Below are 17,928 nucleotides of genomic sequence, written 5' to 3'. Positions count from 1 at the left end.
TGGTCCGAGTTTCACATGAACACACGACGTCTTGTGCTCACGCTGCTGGCGCTGGTGCTTGCCGCCGCCTGCGGTTCGACGCCTGCCCCGGCCAAGTTCAAACAGAAGATGGTGATCCTCGGCTTCGATGGCATGGATCCCCGTCTCGTCGAGAAGTGGATGGGCGAGGGCAAGCTGCCCAACTTCCAGAAACTGGCCAGCCAAGGTGGTTTCTACCGCCTCCAGACCTCGACCTCGCCGGAGTCCCCGACGTCGTGGGCGTCGTTCGCCATCGGCGGCAACGCGGCCAAGCACAACATCTTCGACTTCCTCGTGCGCGACGTGAAGACGTACGTGCCCGACCTCGGGATGGTGCGCCGGGAGATGCCGGAGTTCTTCCTGAACTACGTTCCGCTCGGGCGCCCGAAGATCACGACGCTGCGTGGCGGCACGTCGTTCTGGGTCACCGCCGGCCAGGCTGGCGTGCGGTCGGCGATTCTGACGGTGCCCATCACGTTCCCGCCCGAAGACGTGCCCGCCGGCGAACTGCTCTCCGGCCTTCCGCTGCCCGACATTCGCGGCACGGTCGGCACCTTCTCCTACTTCGCCACCGACCTGAGCCGCTACGAAGAGGGCAACACCGAGCAGGGCGGCATCCTCAAGCGGCTCGTCTTCGAAGGCGACACGGCGCAGAGCGAGATCGTGGGCGCGCCGAATCCGATCATCCAGGCGCAGATGGCAGAGCTGCGCAAGAAGGGCGCGACCCTCGGCGACGCCGACCACGCCAGGATGGTGGACCTCGAGGCCAAGCGCGACGTGCGGGTTCCGTTCGGCATCCGCTGGAATCGCGAGGCCAAGAGCGCGACCATCGAGGTGCAGGGCACCACCGTGCACCTGAACGAGAGCCAGTGGAGCAAGTGGGTGCCGCTCGAGTTCCGGGTCAACTTCCTGATCCGTCTGTACGGCATGACGCAGTTCTTCCTCGTGCGCGCAAACGGCGAGCTGCAACTCTACATGTCCCCCGTCAACTGGCGGCCGGAATCGCCGGTCATGCCGATCTCGTCGCCCGCGTCCCTCTCGAAGGATCTCTACGAACGGCTCGGCACGTACCGAACGCTGGGCTGGGCCGAGGCCACGTGGCCGCTCAACGAGGACCGGATCGACGAGAAGACGTTCATGGACGACCTGTTCCGCGCGTTCGACGACCGGGCGCAGGTCATCCTGCACGAGGTCGACTCGAAGAAGTTCGACCTCGTCATCGGCGTGCTCGAATCGACCGACCGCGTACAACACATGTTCTGGCGCTTCATCGACCCCACGCACCCGATGTACGACCCGGCGCTCGCGGCGAAGTACGGCGACTCGATCGAGCGCGTCTACCGTCGGTGCGATCAACTGCTGGGCGATGTGCTCGCGCGCATCGAACCCGACACGCTCGTCTTCGTCATGTCCGACCACGGCTTCCACTCGTTCAAGTACGGCGTGAACCTGAACACGTGGCTCGTGGAGAACGGCTACATCGCGCGGCCCGGGAGGGAGGTCGGCGCGAAGAACCTGAACGACATGTTCGGCGGCGGCGGCCAGTTCTGGGAAAACGTGGACTGGACCCGCACTCGCGCCTACTCGCTGGGCCTCGGGCAGATCTACTTCAACATGAAGGGGCGCGAAGGCCAGGGGATCGTGAACCCGGGCGAGGACTACAAGCGCCTCGCCGACGAGCTCTCCGCCCGGCTGCTCACGATGACGGACCCGAAAACCGGCCAGCGTATCGTCAGCAACGTCTACAAGCGGGACGATGTGTATGCCGGCCCGTACATCGCGAACGCCCCGGACCTGCAGGTGGGCTTCGTCGACGGCTACCGAGTGTCGTGGCAAACCTCGCTCGGCGGCTCGCCGGCCGGCCTGCTCTACCCGAACATGAAGAAGTGGAGCGGCGACCACTGCTCGTTCGACTACCAGACGATCCCCGGCTCGCTGCTGTCGAACCGCAGGCTGACCGCCGATCAGGCGCGCATCATCGATATCGCTCCAACCGTTCTGAAGTACTTTGGGGTCGGTATCCCGAAGGAAATCGACGGCAAGCCGTTGTTCTAGTCGGGGCGGGTTGAAAACCGCCCCTGGAGACCGACCCTGAACCACCAGACACGTTGGGGCGGGTTTCAGACCCGCCCCAACACCTGCGCCGCCGTCATTGCGATCGCGTTCGGCGCCATCCTTGCCGCGCAGCAGCCCTCCTCGCTCGACACCGCGTCGCGGGCGGCCGATCGCATTCGTGCCCTGCAGCGTGAGGCCGACGCGCTCGCCGGACAGGAACGCACGCTGCTCGGCGACCTGCGGAAGCTCGAGATCGAGCGCGACCTGCGCGTCGAGGAAGCCCGCAGGCTGGATGCCGACGCCGCACGCGTCACCGCGCAGATCCAGGACGCGACCGTCCGGATCCGCACCGTCGAGCAGACCATCGACGCCGCACGCCCTGGTCTCGACGCCCGCATGGTCGACGTCTACAAGCTCGGGCGCCCCGGCTACGCCCGGGTGCTGCTGGGCATCGACAACGTACAGGACGCCGGCCGCGCGGCGCGCATGGTCTCGGCCCTGGCGGCGATGGACCAGCGACGCGTCGCGCAGTTCGCGGCGTCGCTCGCGGAGCTTGGGAAAGCCAGAACGGCGCTCGACGAACAGTCGGCGCGGCTGAAGGCACTGCAGGCCGATGCGGCACGCGCGGCGGCACGCGCCACCCAGGCGGCCGAGGCACGTGCCGAGATGGTGCGTGAGATCGACGCCCGCCGCGACCTGGCGGCCCAGATGGTTGGCGAGTTGGAGTCCGCACGGCAGAAGGTCGAACAGACCGTCGCCGCCGTCGGCGCGGCGTCGGCGGCCGAGCCAGTGATGCTCCCGATCCGTCCGTTCCGCGGCGAGATCGAGTGGCCCGCCCTGGGAGCGGTGACCTCCCGCTTCGGCCGACATCGCAACCCGCGTTTCGGAACCTCGACGATCCAGAGCGGGATCGAGATTGCCTCCGCCGATGGCGCGCCCGTGCGGGCCGTCCACGAGGGACGCGTGGCCTTTGCCGACGTCTTCACCGGATTCGGCCAACTCGTCATCGTCGATCACGGCAACCTGGCATTCTCCCTCTACGGCTATCTCGGATCGCTCGGCGTGCAGAAGGGCGCCACCGTGATCGCCGGCCAACCCATCGGCACCGCGGGCGCCGGTCCTGCCGGCACCCCGGCCGTGTACTTCGAGTTGCGAATCGACGGTAAACCGGTCGATCCCTTACAATGGCTGAAGGAGCGGCGGTAGGCGGCCGAAGCCTGCCACCCGGAGTCCAGCGTCCAGAACCCAGAGCCCAGAATGACTGTCCGCACTCGACTGATTGTCCTGTTCGTGTCGGCCCCGATCCTTGCCTTCGTGGTGGTCGGCGGCATGCTTGGCCGAGTGTCGGCGCGACAGGACGCCTATCCGCACCTCCGCATCTTCGAGGACGTCCTGTCGCTCATCTCGAGCAATTACGTCGAAGAGGCGAATCTGAGCCGCGTGATGCGCGGTGCGATGCGGGGCCTGGCAGAGGGACTCGATGCCGACAGTGCATACCTGCCACCGGACGAAGTACAGCTGTTCGAGAGTGGCGACAAGACGGCCACCGGTGAGACCGGCATCGAGTTGACGCGGAATTACTACCTGCGCATCATTGCGACCCGCGACAACTCGCCAGCGGCCCGGGCCGGCCTGCATGCCGGCGACTTCCTGCGGGCGATCAACAACAAGCCCACGCGGGAGATGTCGGTGGTCGAAGGACGCCGCCTGCTGCGCGGCGCCCCCGGCACGAAGGTGACGTTGCTCGTCATCCGCGGCAACGCCGCCGACCCGCACGCCGTCGAGGTCACGCGCGAGACCCTCGGCGGCGCCGAGGTGACGTCACGCCTCGATGGCCAGGCCGGCATCATCCGCATCAGCGCGTTCGGTCCGACCGCCGCCGCCGCCGTGGCGAGCCAGGCGGCGGAGTTGGCCCGCAACGGCGCGACGGGCCTGGTCGTCGACGTGCGCGACACGGCCACTGGCGCGTACGATGCCGGGATCGCCATCGCGCGCCTGTTCGTGCCGAGCGGCACGATCAGCGTCAAGCAGATGCGTGGCGCAGCGCGCCAGCAGGTCGCGGCCGCGGCCGGTGACGGCGTCGTCAAGCTGCCCGCCGTGGTGCTGGTCGACGACGGCACCTCGGGTGCGTCGGAACTGTTCGCCGCAGCGCTGGCCGACAACAAGCGCGCGCAACTCGTTGGTGAACACACCCAGGGACGCGCCGCCGTCCAGAAGTTCGTGCGGTTGCCCGACGGCAGCGCGATGCTCGTGTCGAACGGCTGGTACTTGACACCAGCCGGCGCGCAGATCCACGAGAAGGGACTGACGCCCTCGATCGCCGTCGACGTGCCCGACGTGGAGTTTGGCGCGACGCCGCCGCCGGGCGATCCGATCCTGCAGAAGGCACTCGAGACGTTGCGCAAGTGACACAACGTCCACTTTCCATCTCCCGTTTCGAGGTGTTCCCCCTTGACACCCTCCGATCGGTCGCGTATAACCGCTGAGGCGCCCACCCGACTGCGACCAGTATCGCGACGTGTTACTCCAGTAGGCCGCCAGGAGGTTTCATGAACAAGCAGGAACTCATCGCCAAGATCGCGAAGGACACCGGCGTTCCGAAGACGCACGCGGCGGCCGCACTCGAATCGGCCCTCGATGGCATCACTCGCTCGCTCAAGAAGGGCGACCCGATCACGTTCGTCGGGTTCGGCACTTTCAAGACATCCGTCCGGAAGGCGCGGACGGCGCGGAACCCGCAGACCGGGGCGGCGATCAAGATCCCGAAGCGGCGCGTCGTGCGGTTCACCGCCGGCAAAGCGTTGAAGGAAGCCATCCGCTAGACGACGTCAGCCGCAAGTCAAGAGGCTTGCACTGCAAGAACCTTGTGGCGCGGGCCTCCTGGCTGGCGGGGGCCGACGCTGCAAGGTTTGCCTTGTGGCACGAGCCTCTGACCTGCGTTTCTTGTCGCGCGTTGACTCACCCTTCCAGCCATTGCTATACTAACTACTTCTGTAAGTCCCGGCTTTTCTTGACATAGGCGCGTAGCTCAGATGGTTAGAGCGCCTGCTTGACACGCAGGAGGTCGGCGGTTCGAGTCCGCCCGTGCCTACCACCTCGATTCCGTTCTGCGCCGGAGCAATCGGCTGTCAGCCTGGATGCGAGTGGCTGGTTTTTCTGATGGCTGAAGACGCCTTCCTCGGCTTCTGAACACCCGGATGACTCACGTGACTGTTACGTTGCCGGACGGTTCCACTCGCAGCGTCCCCGCGGGGACGACCGTGCGGGCATTCATGGACGGCCTCCCGCCGCGGGTGGCGAAGTCCGCCCTGGCTGCGGTTCTCAACGACCAGGTCGTCGATCTCTCGCACCCCATCGATGCCGACCTCACCCTGCGCCTCGTGACGCCCGACGCCCCTGAAGCGCTCGACCTGTACCGGCACAGCACCGCCCACCTGATGGCGGCGGCGGTGGTGGCACTCTTCCCTGGCGCCCAGTGCGGCATCGGCCCGTCGACCGACGACGGCTTCTTCTACGACTTCGTCGTTTCCCGGCCGTTCGTGCCGGAGGATCTCGCGGCGATCGAAGCGAAGATGAAGGACCTGGCGAAGCAGGACCTTCCCTACGAGCGCCGGATGCTGGCCAAAGACGAGGCCAGGCGCCAGTTCGACGAGCGCGGCGAACCGCTCAAAGTGCAGCTCATCGAAGAGAAGGGCGGACCGGTCGTCTCCTGCTACGACATCAACGGCGTCTTCACCGACTTCTGCACCGGACCGCACGTTCCGTCCACCGGCAGGCTCAAGGCGTTCAAGCTGCTGTCGGCGTCGAATGCGTACTGGAAGGGCGACGCGAAGAACCAGCCGATGCAGCGCATCTACGGCACGGCGTTCTTCAGCGAGTCCGACCTCAAGGCGTACCTCGACCGCCTCGAGGAGGCCAAGAAGCGCGACCATCGGAAGCTGGGCAAGGAGCTCGGGCTGTTCATGTTCCACCCGTGGGCGCCTGGCGAGCCGTTCTGGCTCGCGAAGGGCACCCGCCTGGTGAACACGCTGACGAACTACATGCGCGCGGTGCTGGCGCCCGAAGGCTACGTGGAGATGCGGACGCCGCTCGTCTTCAACAAGGCGCTGTGGGAGATGTCCGGCCACTGGGACCACTACCGCGAGAACATGTTCCTGTTCGAGGCCGAGGACCAGGCGTACGGTCTGAAGCCGATGAACTGCCCGGGGCACATGCTCGTGTTCGGCAGCGAGATGCGCAGCTACCGCGACTTGCCCTATCGCATCCACGACCAGAGCGTGCTGCATCGGTACGAAGCGTCGGGCGTGCTCTCAGGCCTGACCCGCGTGCGCGAGTTCATCATGGACGACGCGCACATCTTCATCACCGAGCACCAGATCGCGGAGGAAGTGGAGCGGCTGCTCCGGTTGATTCAGCGCGTGTACGGCGATTTCGGCCTGTCGCCCGAGATGAAGCTCTCGACGCGGCCCGAGCAGTACCTCGGCGAGAAGGCGGCGTGGGATCATGCCGAGGCCGAGCTCAAGCAGGCGCTCGAACACGCGGGACAGCCCTACGCGGTGAACGAAGGCGACGGCGCGTTCTACGGGCCGAAGATCGACTTCGCCGTCACCGATGCGATCGGCCGCAAGTGGCAGTGCGCGACGATCCAGCTGGACTACCAGTTGCCGCAGCGCTTCAAGCTGACCTACGTCGGGGCGGACAACACCGAGCACACCCCCGTCGTCGTGCACCGGGCCATCTTCGGGAGCGTGGAGCGGTTCATTGCCCTGCTGCTCGAGCACTACGCCGGCGCGCTGCCGTTGTGGTTCGCGCCGGTGCAGGCCATCGTGCTGCCGATTGCGGATCGCCACCTGATGTATGCGGCGTCGGTGCGCGACCAGTTGGCGGCCGCCGGGCTCTTCGTGGAACTCGACGATCGGCAGGAGAAGATCGGGTACAAGATCCGGGAAGCGCAATTGCAGAAAGTCCCCTACATGCTCGTCGTCGGCGATCGCGAGGCCGAGCAGGGAACCGTGTCGGTGCGCAGCCGGGCCGGCGGCGACCAGGGGTCGCGTGCGGTGGACGAATTCATCGCCGCGGCACGGGACGAGATCGCGCGGAAGGGACACTGACAGGCGGGAGCCTGAATGCAAAATGCAGAATGCAGGACGGAAAATGTAGAATCAATTCCACGGAGCATTCTCCAGTCCTCACCGTGTAGTTTGCATTCGGTACGCAGAGGAGGTCCATATCGCTTTCGATCGCTCCGCACCACGTCGTGACGACCGCACCCGGATCAACGAACGCATCCGCGTGCGGGAAGTCCGAGTCATTGATGACGCCGGCCAGCAGCTGGGCATCATGTCCCCGCAGCAGGCGCTGGCGATAGCCCGGCAGAAGGCCCTCGACCTGGTGGAAGTTGCGCCCATGGCGCAACCCCCGGTGTGCCGAATCATGGACTTCGGCAAGTACCAGTACCAGGAGCAGAAGCGGGCGCGCGAAGCGCGGAAACACCAGAAGGTCATCGAGGTCAAGGAGATCAAGTTCCGCCCGAAGGTGGATGAACACGACTACCAGTTCAAGAAGAGCCACATCGAGCGGTTCCTGGCCGACGGCGACAAGGTGAAGGCGACAATCTTCTTCCGCGGCCGCGAGATTGCGCACCCGGATATCGGCCGGCGGATCCTCGAGCGTTTGATCCAGGAGTTAGCCGAGGTGGCGGTGCCGGAATCCTTCCCCCGGATGGAAGGCAACACGATGCACACCATCCTCACCCACAAACCGGGCAGCAGACCGCCGGCACCGAAGCCCGCGGCCTCGCAGGCGCCTCCGGCCGCGCCCGAGCAGAGCGGTTCGTAACAGCCAAGTCGATCACGGTTCGGGAATCGAGAGACTGACATGCCGAAACTGAAGACGCATCGGGGCGCTGCCAAGCGCTTCAAGAAGACGGGTACCGGGAAGTTCACGCGCGCCCAGGCGTTCAAGCGCCATCTGCTGTCGAGCAAGACCACCAAGGAGAAGCGGCACCTCTCCGGCAGCGTCGTGGTGTCCGACGCCGACGCCGCGAAGATCAAGCGGATGCTGCCGTACAAATAGGCGGGAGGGCGGTCAGGCGGCGGACCCGGCAAGCGGAGCGACCGGCACGGGCATTTCGCCCGGACGGCGGACAGAGTGGCACGGGCGTCCCGCCCGTGAGACGGCAGACAGAGTGGCACGGGCGTCCCGCCCGTGAGACAGTGATTGAGCGCGGGACTTCAGTCCCGCGATGAAAGGACGATCGACCATGCCTCGAGTCAAACGCGGAACCGTGCGGCGCGCGAAGCGAAAGAAGCTGCTCGGCCTGGCCAAGGGCTACTACGCCAGGAAGAGCAAGCTGTATCGTTCCGCCAAGGAGGCGGTCGACACCGCGTTGAAGTACGCGTTCGTCGGTCGCCGGGACAAGAAGCGGGAGTTCCGCCGCCTGTGGATCGTGCGGATCAACGCGGCTGCACGCCAGCAGGACATCACCTACGGCCAGCTGATCCGCGGCCTCAAGCTGGCGGGCATCGCGCTCGACCGGAAGGTCCTGGCCGACATGGCCGTCAAGGAACCCGCCGCCTTTGCGAAGATCGCGGGTCAGGCGAAGCAGGCGCTCGCCACACCGGCCGCCGTGTAGGGGGCGCCGGGTTCCACGACGAGATGGGGCGGGTCTTCTGACCCGCCTTCGCGCCCTCACGGTGCAGTCACCGTCCGTTGACGAACAACTACCCACTGCTCTACTCCAGCAGGTTCCGATGCCCGACGCTGCCGAGATCGAACGCCTCCGGGCGGAGTTCCAGGCCGCGCTTGCTGCGGCGGTGACAGACCAGGCCTTGCGCGCGGTACGCGATCAGTACCTCGGGCGGAAGGGCGGCGTCATTGCCTCGCTGATGAAGGCCGTCGCCGGCGCCTCCCCGGCCGAACGCCCGGTCCTCGGCAAGCTCGCCAACCAGTTCAAGGTCGAGGTCGAAGCGCGCCTCGACGGGCAGCGCGCGGCGCTCGAGGCCGGCCGCCCGATCGCGGGCAGCGTGGACGTCTCGCTGCCTGGCCGCAAGACGCCGCTCGGCCACCTCCATCCCCTCACGCTCGTGCGCAACCAGGTCGAAGCCATCTTCGGACGCATGGGCTACGAAGTGCTCGAGGGACCGGAGATCGAGGACGACTACCACACCTTCGAAGCCCTCAACATGCCGCCCGAGCATCCGGCTCGCGACATGCAGGACACGTTCTTCCTGGCCGACCCGGTGCCGCAGCGCGGCCTCGGATCGCCCGGCATGCGTGTCAGCACGCGCCCCGCGCCGCCAGATCGCGCCGCGGTGCTCCTGCGCACGCACACGTCGGCCATGCAGGTCCGCTACATGGAGGCCCACGAGCCCCCGGTGCGGATCGTCGCCATCGGCAAGGTGTACCGCCGTGACAATCCCGATCTCACGCACACGCCGATGTTCCATCAGTTCGAAGGACTGATGGTCGGCGAGGACGTGACGTTCGCCGACCTGAAGGGCACGCTCACCGCATTCGTGCGCGAGATCTTCGCCCCCGAAACCAAGGTGATGTTCCGCCCGTCCTTCTTCCCCTACACGGAGCCGAGCGCCGAGATGTTCATCGGCTGCGTGTTCTGCGCGGGGTCGGGCTGCCCGGTGTGCAAGCGGACGGGCTGGCTGGAAATCCTCGGCAGCGGCATGGTGCACCCGGCGGTGTTCGAGGCGGTGGGCTACGATCCCGAGCGCTACACCGGGTTCGCCTTCGGGACCGGGATCGAGCGTGTCGCGATGCTCAAGTACGGCGTGGATGACATCCGGTTGTTCTACGAGAGCGACCAGCGTTTCCTGGAGCAGTTTTCCTTTTGAGAATCCTGACTTCGTGGCTCCGTGAGTTCGTCGACGTTCCCCTGCCGGCCGCCGAGCTGGCCTCGCTGCTGTCGATGCGCGGCTTCGAGGTGGCGTCGGTGGAGGCCCTGGACCAGGACGCGGTGATCGACTTCGAGATCACCGCCAACCGTCCCGACTGCCTCAGCGTGATCGGCCTGGCGCGAGAGGCGGCGACCGCGTGTCGCCTGCAACTGCACCTGCCGTGGGATCCGCAGGGCCGTCCGATCAGCACCGCGCGTCCGGTTCCAGCTCCATCATCGGCACACGTCGCGGTCGAGGGCTTCGACGTCACCATCGAGGATGCCGACCTGTGCCCGCGATATGCGGCAGCGATTGCCGAGGTGAAGATCGAACCTTCGCCCGACTGGCTGGCACGTCGTCTCGATGCCGCCGGCGTCCGCCCGATCAACAACGTCGTGGACGTCACCAACTACGTTCTCCTCGAGGTGGGCCACCCCCTCCACGCGTTCGACCTCGAGCGCCTCCAGGGGCGGCAACTGCGCGCCCGCCCCGCCCGCGCCGGCGAGCGGATCCGGACGCTGGACGGCGAGGCTCGTGCGCTCGAGGCCGGCATGCTGGTGATCGCCGACGCCGTGTCGCCCCAGGCCGTCGCCGGCGTGATGGGCGGCGCCGCCTCGGAGGTGTGGTCGGGCACGCGCCTGGTCGCATTCGAAAGCGCGTACTTCAAACCCGCGTCCGTGCGGCGGACGAGCAAGCGTCTGGGGTTGAAATCCGAGGCCTCCTCACGGTTCGAACGCGGCACCGACATCAACGCACCCGTGGCGGCGCTCGAACGCGCCTGCGCGTTGCTCGAGCGGATTGGCGCGGGCCGCGTCGTGAGCACCGTGCTCGACTGCTACCCGGCTCCGCGCGGTCCGATCCAGGTGAGCCTGCGCCGCGATCGCATCGCGCGTCTGCTCGGCACGACGGTGGCGGACGGCGAGGTGGTCGAGATCTTCGGCGGTCTCGGTTTCGGCATCGAACGCACCGGGGACGGCTGGCGTCTGACGGTGCCGACGATGCGCGTCGATATCGCGCGCGAAGCCGACCTGATCGAAGAAGTCGCGCGCCATCACGGCTATGACCTGGTGCCCACGACGTTCCCGGCGCTGCGCGCGATGCCGCCTCGTCCGGAACCGCGCCTTGCGCAGAAGACGCTGCTCCGGCACGTACTGACGGCCGCCGGCTTCTCAGAGGCGATCGGCTACAGCTTCATCGAAGATTCTGCGGCACAGCAGTTTTCGGCAGGGCCGAGTGGCGCGGGCGTCCCGCCCGTGGACCAGGTCGCCCTCGCCTACCCGCTGTCCGAGAAGATGGCCGTGCTCCGTCCGTCGCTGCTGCCCGGCCTCGTCGATGCGGTGGCCCACAACCGGCGGCGCGAGTGCCGTGACGTCGCGCTCTTCGAGATTGGGTCGTGCTTCTCGCGCGCGGCGGGCGAGCAGCCTCGTGTGGCGTTCGCCTGGACCGGCGCGGCCGTGCCCGAGCACTGGACCGGCGGTCAGCGCAACGTGGATTTCTTCGACGCGAAGGGTGTGATCGAACGGATCGGCGAGGCGCTCCGCCTCCGGCTGGAGTTCTTTGTGGCGACGCGGTCGTACCTCGCGCCCGGGCGGACGGCCTCGGTGTTTGTGGGCGACGTGGCGATCGGCGTGGTCGGTCAACTGCTCCCGGCGGAGGCCGCGGCTCGCGACCTGCCCGTCGGCGACGAGATCTACGTGGCCGAACTCGACCTCGACGCCATCGATCGGCTGGTCCCGTCGGCTGACATCCAGGCGGAGCCGCTTCCCCGCTTCCCGTCAATCGTGCGTGACATCTCGATCGTCGTGGACGGGGGGTTGCGTTCCGAGCAGGTTCGCGCGACCATTCGTAGCGCCGCCCCCGCGACGCTCGTGCGCGTGCGCGAGTTCGACCGCTACAGGGGCAAGGGAATTCCCGACGGACACTACAGCCTGTCGTTGCGCTTGACGTTCCGCTCGCCCGATCGCACGCTGACCGACTCCGAAGTGCAGCAGGCGATGGAACTGATCGTCGACTCGCTCTCCCGCCATCACGGCGCGGTGCAGAGATAGGCGATTGAGTGGCGGGCCTCCGTGCCGGCCCAAGATAGGCAGCTTGCGTGTCGTTCCTAGTGAGGTTCCGCTGTGGCGAAGACGACGACCCCCGCTGATCTGGAAACGCTCGACCGCCTGGAGCAGAAGGTGAGGCTGCTGGTCGTCGAGATCGGCAAGCTTCGCGCCGAGCACTCGCACCAGGTCGAAGAGAACCGCCGGCTGACCGGCGAACTGGACGACGTGCGCGCGCGCCTGGTCGAGGCCGAGAGCGCCACGGCCGAGATGACCGTGCTGCGCCAGGAGCGCGACCAGGTCCGTTCGCGTGTCGCGGACATCCTCGAACAACTCGAGGCGCTCGACGTCTAAGGGGAGCTAGGAGCCAGGACGCGGTAGGGCAAGGCTCCTGCCTTGCCAAGAGGTCCCGTGAACCAGAGTGCGCGCGTCGTCTCGGTCGAGATCCTGGGCCAGCAGTACCCGATTCGCAGCACGCTCGATGAAGCGTACGTGGCGCGGCTTGCCTCGTACGTGGACGAGAAGATTCGCTCCGCCGCCGACATTACGCCCACCACCGACACCGTCCGCCTCGTCGTCATCGCGGCGCTCAATATCGCCGACGAGTGCTTCCACGCCTCGAGCGATGATACCGGAGCCGGGGAACTGCTCCGTGACCGTCTGGACCGTCTCGAACGGCTCATCGACGAGACGCTCGGGCAGGGCCCTCGACTGTAGTCCCTGGCACCTCCAGCACCTGTCCTATCGTTGAGTCCCCATCCGGACCCTGTTACTCTAGATGCGGCCTCCACAGCAGTTGCTGGCTCGGCTGTGGGCGCTCCGGACTGTCGCCGAGCGCCGGACGTCCAGACGTGTAGTGCCGCATGACCCGTTCTGACCCGCGCCCGTCCCGCGGCGCCGTCGCACGCCGGCCGCAACCAGTGCTGCTCCTGTTGCTTGGAGTGGTCTGGATCCTCGCGTCCGCGACACCGGTGGGTGCACTGCCGGTCACCACGCGCGCCGCGCGCCTCGTCGCCGAGAACACGATTCGCCAACACGTTGCCACCTTCGGATCGTGGGGCGGCGCCACCAACCCCGTGGTCGGGCGCATCGAGATCGTCGAGTCCGGCGCCGACCGTCTCGCATACAACGTGGCCATTCGTCCCAGCGGCCACGTCCTGGTTGCGGCAGACGATGAGTTCAGCCCCGTGCTGCTCTATTCGGACACCTCGACGTTCGAGGCCGCGCGTGCCACCGAACCGAACGCGGTCGAATCGTGGATCGTGCCCGAGATACGGAGCATCTACGCGGCGCTCCGTGAACTGAGACGCACGCGCCCGGTCGGTGAGCGGCCCAGGGAATGGATCGAGGGCCGCATCCCGGGGGCCTGGAACCGGTTTGCCGTCCCTGGTTCCGCGTTCACGCCGATCCCGGGACGGCCGGCTCGGAAGGTGGGCGGCGAAGCGAGCGTTGGCGCCACGCAGGCGGCATCAACCACGTCGCAGCCCCCCGGCGCCCAGGCCGCGGGGCCACCGGAGGCGGCCCCGGCCTTCGTCGGCCCGTTGCTGACCACGTCATGGGCGCAGGGAGCCTCCTACAACAACTACACGCCCGCCGACGGAGCCTGCACCCACACGCAGGCCGGATGCGTGGCCGTTGCGGCCGCGCAGTTGATGCGGTACTGGCTGGAGCGGGGCGCGCGCTCGACTGGCGTGGGCGGCCATTCGTACGTCTGGACGGGCCAGACGCTCAGCCAGACACTGACGGCGTCGTTCGATCACACCTACGACTGGACGCAGATGCCGGGCGCGCTGACCGGGTCGAGCACGGCCGCCGAAGTGGAAGCGACCGCACGACTGATCGCCGATGTCGCGGTCGGCGTCGAAATGCAGTTCGGCTGCAGCTCGTCGAGTGCCTACACGTCCGACGCCGCGGCCAGCGTGCTGCCCGCCCATTTCGGCTACAAACCGACGACCGGCCCGTTCTGCCGGACCACCGACCCGACACAGGGCTGCGTGAATGTCGTGGGGCTGGGCGCCGGCGAGTTCTTCACCCGCATCCAGCAGGAACTCGACGCCGCACCACCACGGCCGGTCCTGATGGCGATGACCGACGGCGTCAATGGCCACTCGGTCGTCCTCGACGGGTACCAGACCGGCACGCCCGAGTATGTCCACGTGAACCTCGGATGGGGAGCGGCATTCGAGGCCGGTACCACCATCGGCGGATACAAGGGCTGGTACGACGTCGACAACAACTGGACCGCGACCTACAACTGGGTCGCATCGACCCAGCGGATCTATACGGGCATCGAACCGGATCCCACGCGGACGCGCCTGACCGTGTCGAAATCCGGATCGGGCTCCGGCCGCATCTCGAGCAGCAGCGACGGCATCAACTGCGGCGCCGGCTGTGCCGCGCTCTTCGCGCAGGGCGCCACGGCAACGCTGATTGCCGACCCTGACGCCGGTTCTCGCTTCTACGGATGGGGCGGCGACTGTGGAGTCGCCGGCACCGTGACGCTCGGTGCCGATCGCTCGTGTACGGCGAGGTTCGAGCCGGGGCCCGATATCCCGCTGGCGGACGCGGTGGACCAGCCGACGCGCACGTTCGCGACCGCCGGCTCGCAGCCGTGGCACGGCCAGGACGGACTCTGGCGCACCGGAGGCTCGGCGGCCAAGGCCGGGCGCATCCTGGACAGCCAGTTCAGCGCGTTCGAGACGACGGTCGTCGGCCCGGCGTGGGTCAGCTTCTACTGGAAGGTGTCGTCGGAGGCCGGCTTCGACATCCTCTCGCTGCGCGTCGACGGCATCGAGCAGGGCGGGGCGGCGGCGGGAATCAGTGGCGAAGTGGACTGGGCCAGGGTCCAGATCTCCGTGCCCGCCGGGTCCCATGTCGTGCGCTGGCAATATACGAAAGATACGGCGGTCTCTCACGGAAGTGACACGGCGTGGGTCGATACGCTCGTCATCCAGCCCGCGACACTGCTGCTGACCGACGATCCTCTCGCGGCGGGGACGACGGTCAAGGCAGTCCATGTGCGGGAATTGCGGGACGCGATCGACATGCTCAGGGTCCGCTACGGCCTGGCGGCGGTGGCCTGGACGGACCCGTTGCTGACGCCGGGAGTGACGAGTGTGAAGGCCGCGCACCTGACGGAGCTCCGCGCCGCGCTTGACGAGGTCTTCTCCGCCGCGGTCCAGAGGCCTCCCACCTACACGGACCCGACCATCGTCGGCAGCCACACGGTCATTGCGGCCACGCAGATCGCGGAACTGAGGACGGCCCTGAAATCCTTGTGGTGACGGCCGAAAGGGCGGAGACGGGGTCGACCCGTTCCGTATCGAAAACGCACCTCGCCTGACCGTCACGGTTTCTTGTCACTCTGCGGAACGGCAGAGTATGATTCGGCCGGCGGGGATCGGCGCGGTGGCGCGCGGCCCGCTCATCTTCCCCAGCTTCTCTGAAAGGAGACGTCCCCGATGGACAGACCCGATCTTCCGGCCCTCATCGGCTGTGGCGCCGGAGTGCTCGTGTTCTTGGTCGTCTTGGCGGTCGGCCTCGCGATCGGGCTCTTCGTCTGTTACCAGTTGTACCAAGCGGCGTCGCGTCTGCCGGCGCAGTACCGGAAACTGGCACCCGGCTCGATCTTTCTCTTGCTGGTTCCGCTGCTGAACTTCGTCTGGGTCTTCTTCGTGGTCATCAAGCTGTCGGAGTCGTTCAAGGAGTACTTCGCGGCACAACAACGGACGGACGTGGGCGACTGTGGCTACGCGGTTGGGCTGGGTTGGGCGATTACGATGGTGTGCGGATTGATCCCGGTGATTGGCATGCTGTCGTGCCTGGCCTCGCTCGTGTTCATGATCCTGTTCCTGGTAAAGATGTCGCAGCTGAAGGCACTGGTGGGCACGGACCTGGCGCCGCTGCCACCGATGCCGCCACCGATTCCCGGCGCGTGACGCGCCTGAGGGACTGAACAGACGGGTTGGATGAGGAATCGGACGGGTCTGCGGCACCGGGGTTTCGCCTTGACCGTCGCGGGGCGGCGGTCTAAGATCGTCGCAGAATTTGGGTTCCCTGCTTTGTGCGTGATGGTTCTGGAGGCTCGCTTGAGCCAACAGTACCACTAAGCGAGCTGCAAGGTCGCGCCGTGTGCATGCCTCCGCGCGAGGAAGCCTGACGCGCGATCGAAAAAGCGGTTCCACCTGCTTCATGCAGGTTCATGCGACCTCCCCACACGGCAAAGCGGGGATTTTCTTCCGTCCTCTCCTCATCTCCGTTGAACGCGGGGGCCGCGGGCCCCCGCTCCTCTGCCGAACCCCGCGGTATCCCGACTGAGGGGTAGTGAAAAGGACGCGGCATGCCCGCTGAGTACGTATATCTGATCCTGTCCCTTGCGGCCGCCCTGACGGCCGTTGGTGTCTTCCTCTACTGGGCCGCCTCCCGTAAACGGATCGCCGCTGAAACGATCGGCCGAGCCGAGGAACAGGCCCGGACGCTGCTGCGCGAGGCGGAGCGCGAGGCCGAGAACCGCAAGAAGGAAGCGCTGTTCGAAGCGAAGGAGAAGGCCCACCAGATCGTCATGGAGACGGATCGCCTGAGCGAGGATCGCCGCCAGCAGGCGGCGCGGCTCGAGCAGGTCCTGACGAAGAAGGAGGAGAAGCTCACCGAGCGGCTCGCGGCCGCCGAGCAGCACGAGAAGGACCTGCGGACCCGTGAGCAGGCAATCCGCGACCGGGAGCGGGCAACCGCCGCCAGCGCGTCGCGCTACGAGCAGCTCGTGGCCGATCAGCAGCAGGAACTCCAGCGGGTCGCGCGGCTGACGACCGACGAGGCCAAGGAACTGCTGCTCAAGCAGATCGAATCGGACGCCCGGCGCGATGGGGCCAACCTCGTCAAGCGCCTCGAATCGGAAGCGCGCGAGACCGCCGCGGCACGCGCCAAACAGCTCGTGACCGAAGCGATCCAGCGCAGCGCGCCCGACCACGCGATCGAGACCACGGTGTCGGTGGTCGACCTGCCCAGCGACGACCTGAAGGGACGGATCATCGGCCGCGAGGGTCGCAACATCCGGGCACTCGAGATTGCGACGGGCGTCGACCTGATCGTCGACGATACGCCGGGCGCCATCATCCTGTCGGGCTTCGATCCCTACCGGCGGGAGATCGCCAAGCAGGCAATCGAGCGGCTCATCTCGGACGGCCGCATCCACCCGGCGCGCATCGAGGAAGTGGTGGAGAAGGTCCGCGCAGAGCTCGAGGAGACGGTTCGCAAAGAAGGCGAAGCGGCCGCGTTCGAGCTGGGCCTGCACGACCTCGACCCGGAGGTCCACAGCCTGATGGGCCGGCTCAGGTTCAGGACGAGCTATGGTCAGAACGTCCTGAACCACTGCAAGGAAGTGGCGTATCTCGCCGGCCTGATGGCGAGGGAACTCGGCCTCGATTCGCACCTCACGGTCCGCGCGGCGTTCCTTCACGACATCGGCAAGGCCATCGACCGCGAGCTGCAGGGCACGCATCTGGAGATCGGCGTCGACTTCCTGCGGAAGCACGGCGAGTCGGAAGCCGTCACGCAGATCGTCGCCGCGCACCACATGGACATCGACTGGCCGTCAATCGAGGCCATGCTCGTGCAGGCGGCCGACGCCATCTCCGCGGCGCGGCCGGGCGCGCGGCGCGACATCCTCGAGTCCTACGTGAAGCGGCTCGAGAAGCTCGAGGGAATCGCCGACTCGTTCAAAGGCGTCTCGAAAGCCTTCGCGCTCCAGGCGGGGCGCGAGATCCGCATCCTGGTCGAGAGCGAGAAGATCAGCGACGAAGAGGCGGTGTGGCTCTCGAAGGACATCGCCCGCCGAATCGAGAGCGAGCTGGAGTACCCGGGGCAGATCAAGGTCACGGTGATTCGCGAGACACGGGCCGTCGAGTACGCCAAGTAGGAGCGGCCTG

15 protein-coding genes, 1 tRNA gene and 1 other RNA gene are annotated in these 17,928 nt (G+C 67.0%); all 17 read left to right on the top strand.

What is annotated here, in order from left to right; all coding sequences use genetic code 11:
• Nucleotides 1-15 precede the first annotated feature (15 nt).
• The 17 genes from VGK32_20105 to rny all read left to right on the top strand — a co-directional run bounded on the left by VGK32_20105 (nucleotide 16) and on the right by rny (nucleotide 17,918).
• On the top strand, nucleotides 16-2,073 hold the full coding sequence (locus VGK32_20105; GenBank protein ID HEY3384073.1) for an alkaline phosphatase family protein: 2,058 nt from the start codon (nucleotides 16-18) through the stop codon (nucleotides 2,071-2,073).
• A 396-nt stretch (nucleotides 2,074-2,469) separates the two neighbouring features.
• Nucleotides 2,470-3,279, top strand: coding sequence for a peptidoglycan DD-metalloendopeptidase family protein (locus VGK32_20100; GenBank protein HEY3384072.1), 810 nt, complete (start codon nucleotides 2,470-2,472; stop codon nucleotides 3,277-3,279).
• Nucleotides 3,280-3,330: 51 nt separating this feature from the next.
• A complete protein-coding gene (locus tag VGK32_20095; GenBank protein HEY3384071.1) occupies nucleotides 3,331-4,482 on the top strand; it encodes a S41 family peptidase in 1,152 nt (383 codons plus the stop codon).
• A 140-nt stretch (nucleotides 4,483-4,622) separates the two neighbouring features.
• Complete coding sequence (locus VGK32_20090; GenBank protein HEY3384070.1) at nucleotides 4,623-4,895, top strand: HU family DNA-binding protein; 273 nt, start codon at nucleotides 4,623-4,625, stop codon at nucleotides 4,893-4,895.
• Between the two features lie 195 nt (nucleotides 4,896-5,090).
• Nucleotides 5,091-5,167 (top strand) — tRNA-Val (locus tag VGK32_20085).
• 112 nt (nucleotides 5,168-5,279) lie between these two features.
• Nucleotides 5,280-7,184, top strand: a complete 1,905-nt coding sequence (gene thrS, locus VGK32_20080; protein HEY3384069.1) for a threonine--tRNA ligase — start codon at nucleotides 5,280-5,282, stop codon at nucleotides 7,182-7,184.
• A gap of 94 nt (nucleotides 7,185-7,278) precedes the next feature.
• Nucleotides 7,279-7,911 (top strand): translation initiation factor IF-3, encoded by a 633-nt coding sequence (gene infC / locus VGK32_20075; GenBank protein ID HEY3384068.1) that lies wholly within the window; start codon nucleotides 7,279-7,281, stop codon nucleotides 7,909-7,911.
• A 39-nt stretch (nucleotides 7,912-7,950) separates the two neighbouring features.
• Complete coding sequence (rpmI, locus tag VGK32_20070) at nucleotides 7,951-8,148, top strand: 50S ribosomal protein L35 (GenBank protein ID HEY3384067.1); 198 nt, start codon at nucleotides 7,951-7,953, stop codon at nucleotides 8,146-8,148.
• A gap of 187 nt (nucleotides 8,149-8,335) precedes the next feature.
• Nucleotides 8,336-8,707: a 50S ribosomal protein L20 gene (gene rplT, locus VGK32_20065; protein ID HEY3384066.1), complete on the top strand. Its 372-nt coding sequence runs from the start codon at nucleotides 8,336-8,338 to the stop codon at nucleotides 8,705-8,707.
• 118 nt (nucleotides 8,708-8,825) lie between these two features.
• Nucleotides 8,826-9,920: a phenylalanine--tRNA ligase subunit alpha gene (gene pheS, locus VGK32_20060; protein ID HEY3384065.1), complete on the top strand. Its 1,095-nt coding sequence runs from the start codon at nucleotides 8,826-8,828 to the stop codon at nucleotides 9,918-9,920.
• Complete coding sequence (gene pheT / locus VGK32_20055) at nucleotides 9,917-12,010, top strand: phenylalanine--tRNA ligase subunit beta (protein HEY3384064.1); 2,094 nt, start codon at nucleotides 9,917-9,919, stop codon at nucleotides 12,008-12,010. The genes pheS and pheT overlap by 4 nt, the downstream gene beginning before the upstream one ends.
• 72 nt (nucleotides 12,011-12,082) lie before the next feature.
• A complete protein-coding gene (gene zapB / locus VGK32_20050; GenBank protein ID HEY3384063.1) occupies nucleotides 12,083-12,358 on the top strand; it encodes a cell division protein ZapB in 276 nt (91 codons plus the stop codon).
• Between the two features lie 57 nt (nucleotides 12,359-12,415).
• A complete protein-coding gene (locus tag VGK32_20045) occupies nucleotides 12,416-12,721 on the top strand; it encodes a cell division protein ZapA (GenBank protein HEY3384062.1) in 306 nt (101 codons plus the stop codon).
• 146 nt (nucleotides 12,722-12,867) lie between these two features.
• Nucleotides 12,868-15,288 (top strand): C10 family peptidase, encoded by a 2,421-nt coding sequence (locus VGK32_20040; protein HEY3384061.1) that lies wholly within the window; start codon nucleotides 12,868-12,870, stop codon nucleotides 15,286-15,288.
• Between the two features lie 177 nt (nucleotides 15,289-15,465).
• Nucleotides 15,466-15,942 (top strand): hypothetical protein, encoded by a 477-nt coding sequence (locus VGK32_20035; GenBank protein HEY3384060.1) that lies wholly within the window; start codon nucleotides 15,466-15,468, stop codon nucleotides 15,940-15,942.
• A 112-nt stretch (nucleotides 15,943-16,054) separates the two neighbouring features.
• Nucleotides 16,055-16,239, top strand: a non-coding RNA gene (ssrS, locus tag VGK32_20030) — 6S RNA.
• Between the two features lie 104 nt (nucleotides 16,240-16,343).
• Nucleotides 16,344-17,918, top strand: a complete 1,575-nt coding sequence (gene rny, locus VGK32_20025; GenBank protein ID HEY3384059.1) for a ribonuclease Y — start codon at nucleotides 16,344-16,346, stop codon at nucleotides 17,916-17,918.
• Nucleotides 17,919-17,928: the final 10 nt, after the last annotated feature.

The organism is Vicinamibacterales bacterium (genome assembly GCA_036504215.1).
In the GTDB taxonomy this organism is placed as follows: Bacteria; Acidobacteriota; Vicinamibacteria; order Vicinamibacterales; family Fen-181; genus FEN-299.
Note: the sequence above shows the minus strand (reverse complement) of the source record. Positions and strands in the feature narration are given on the sequence as shown.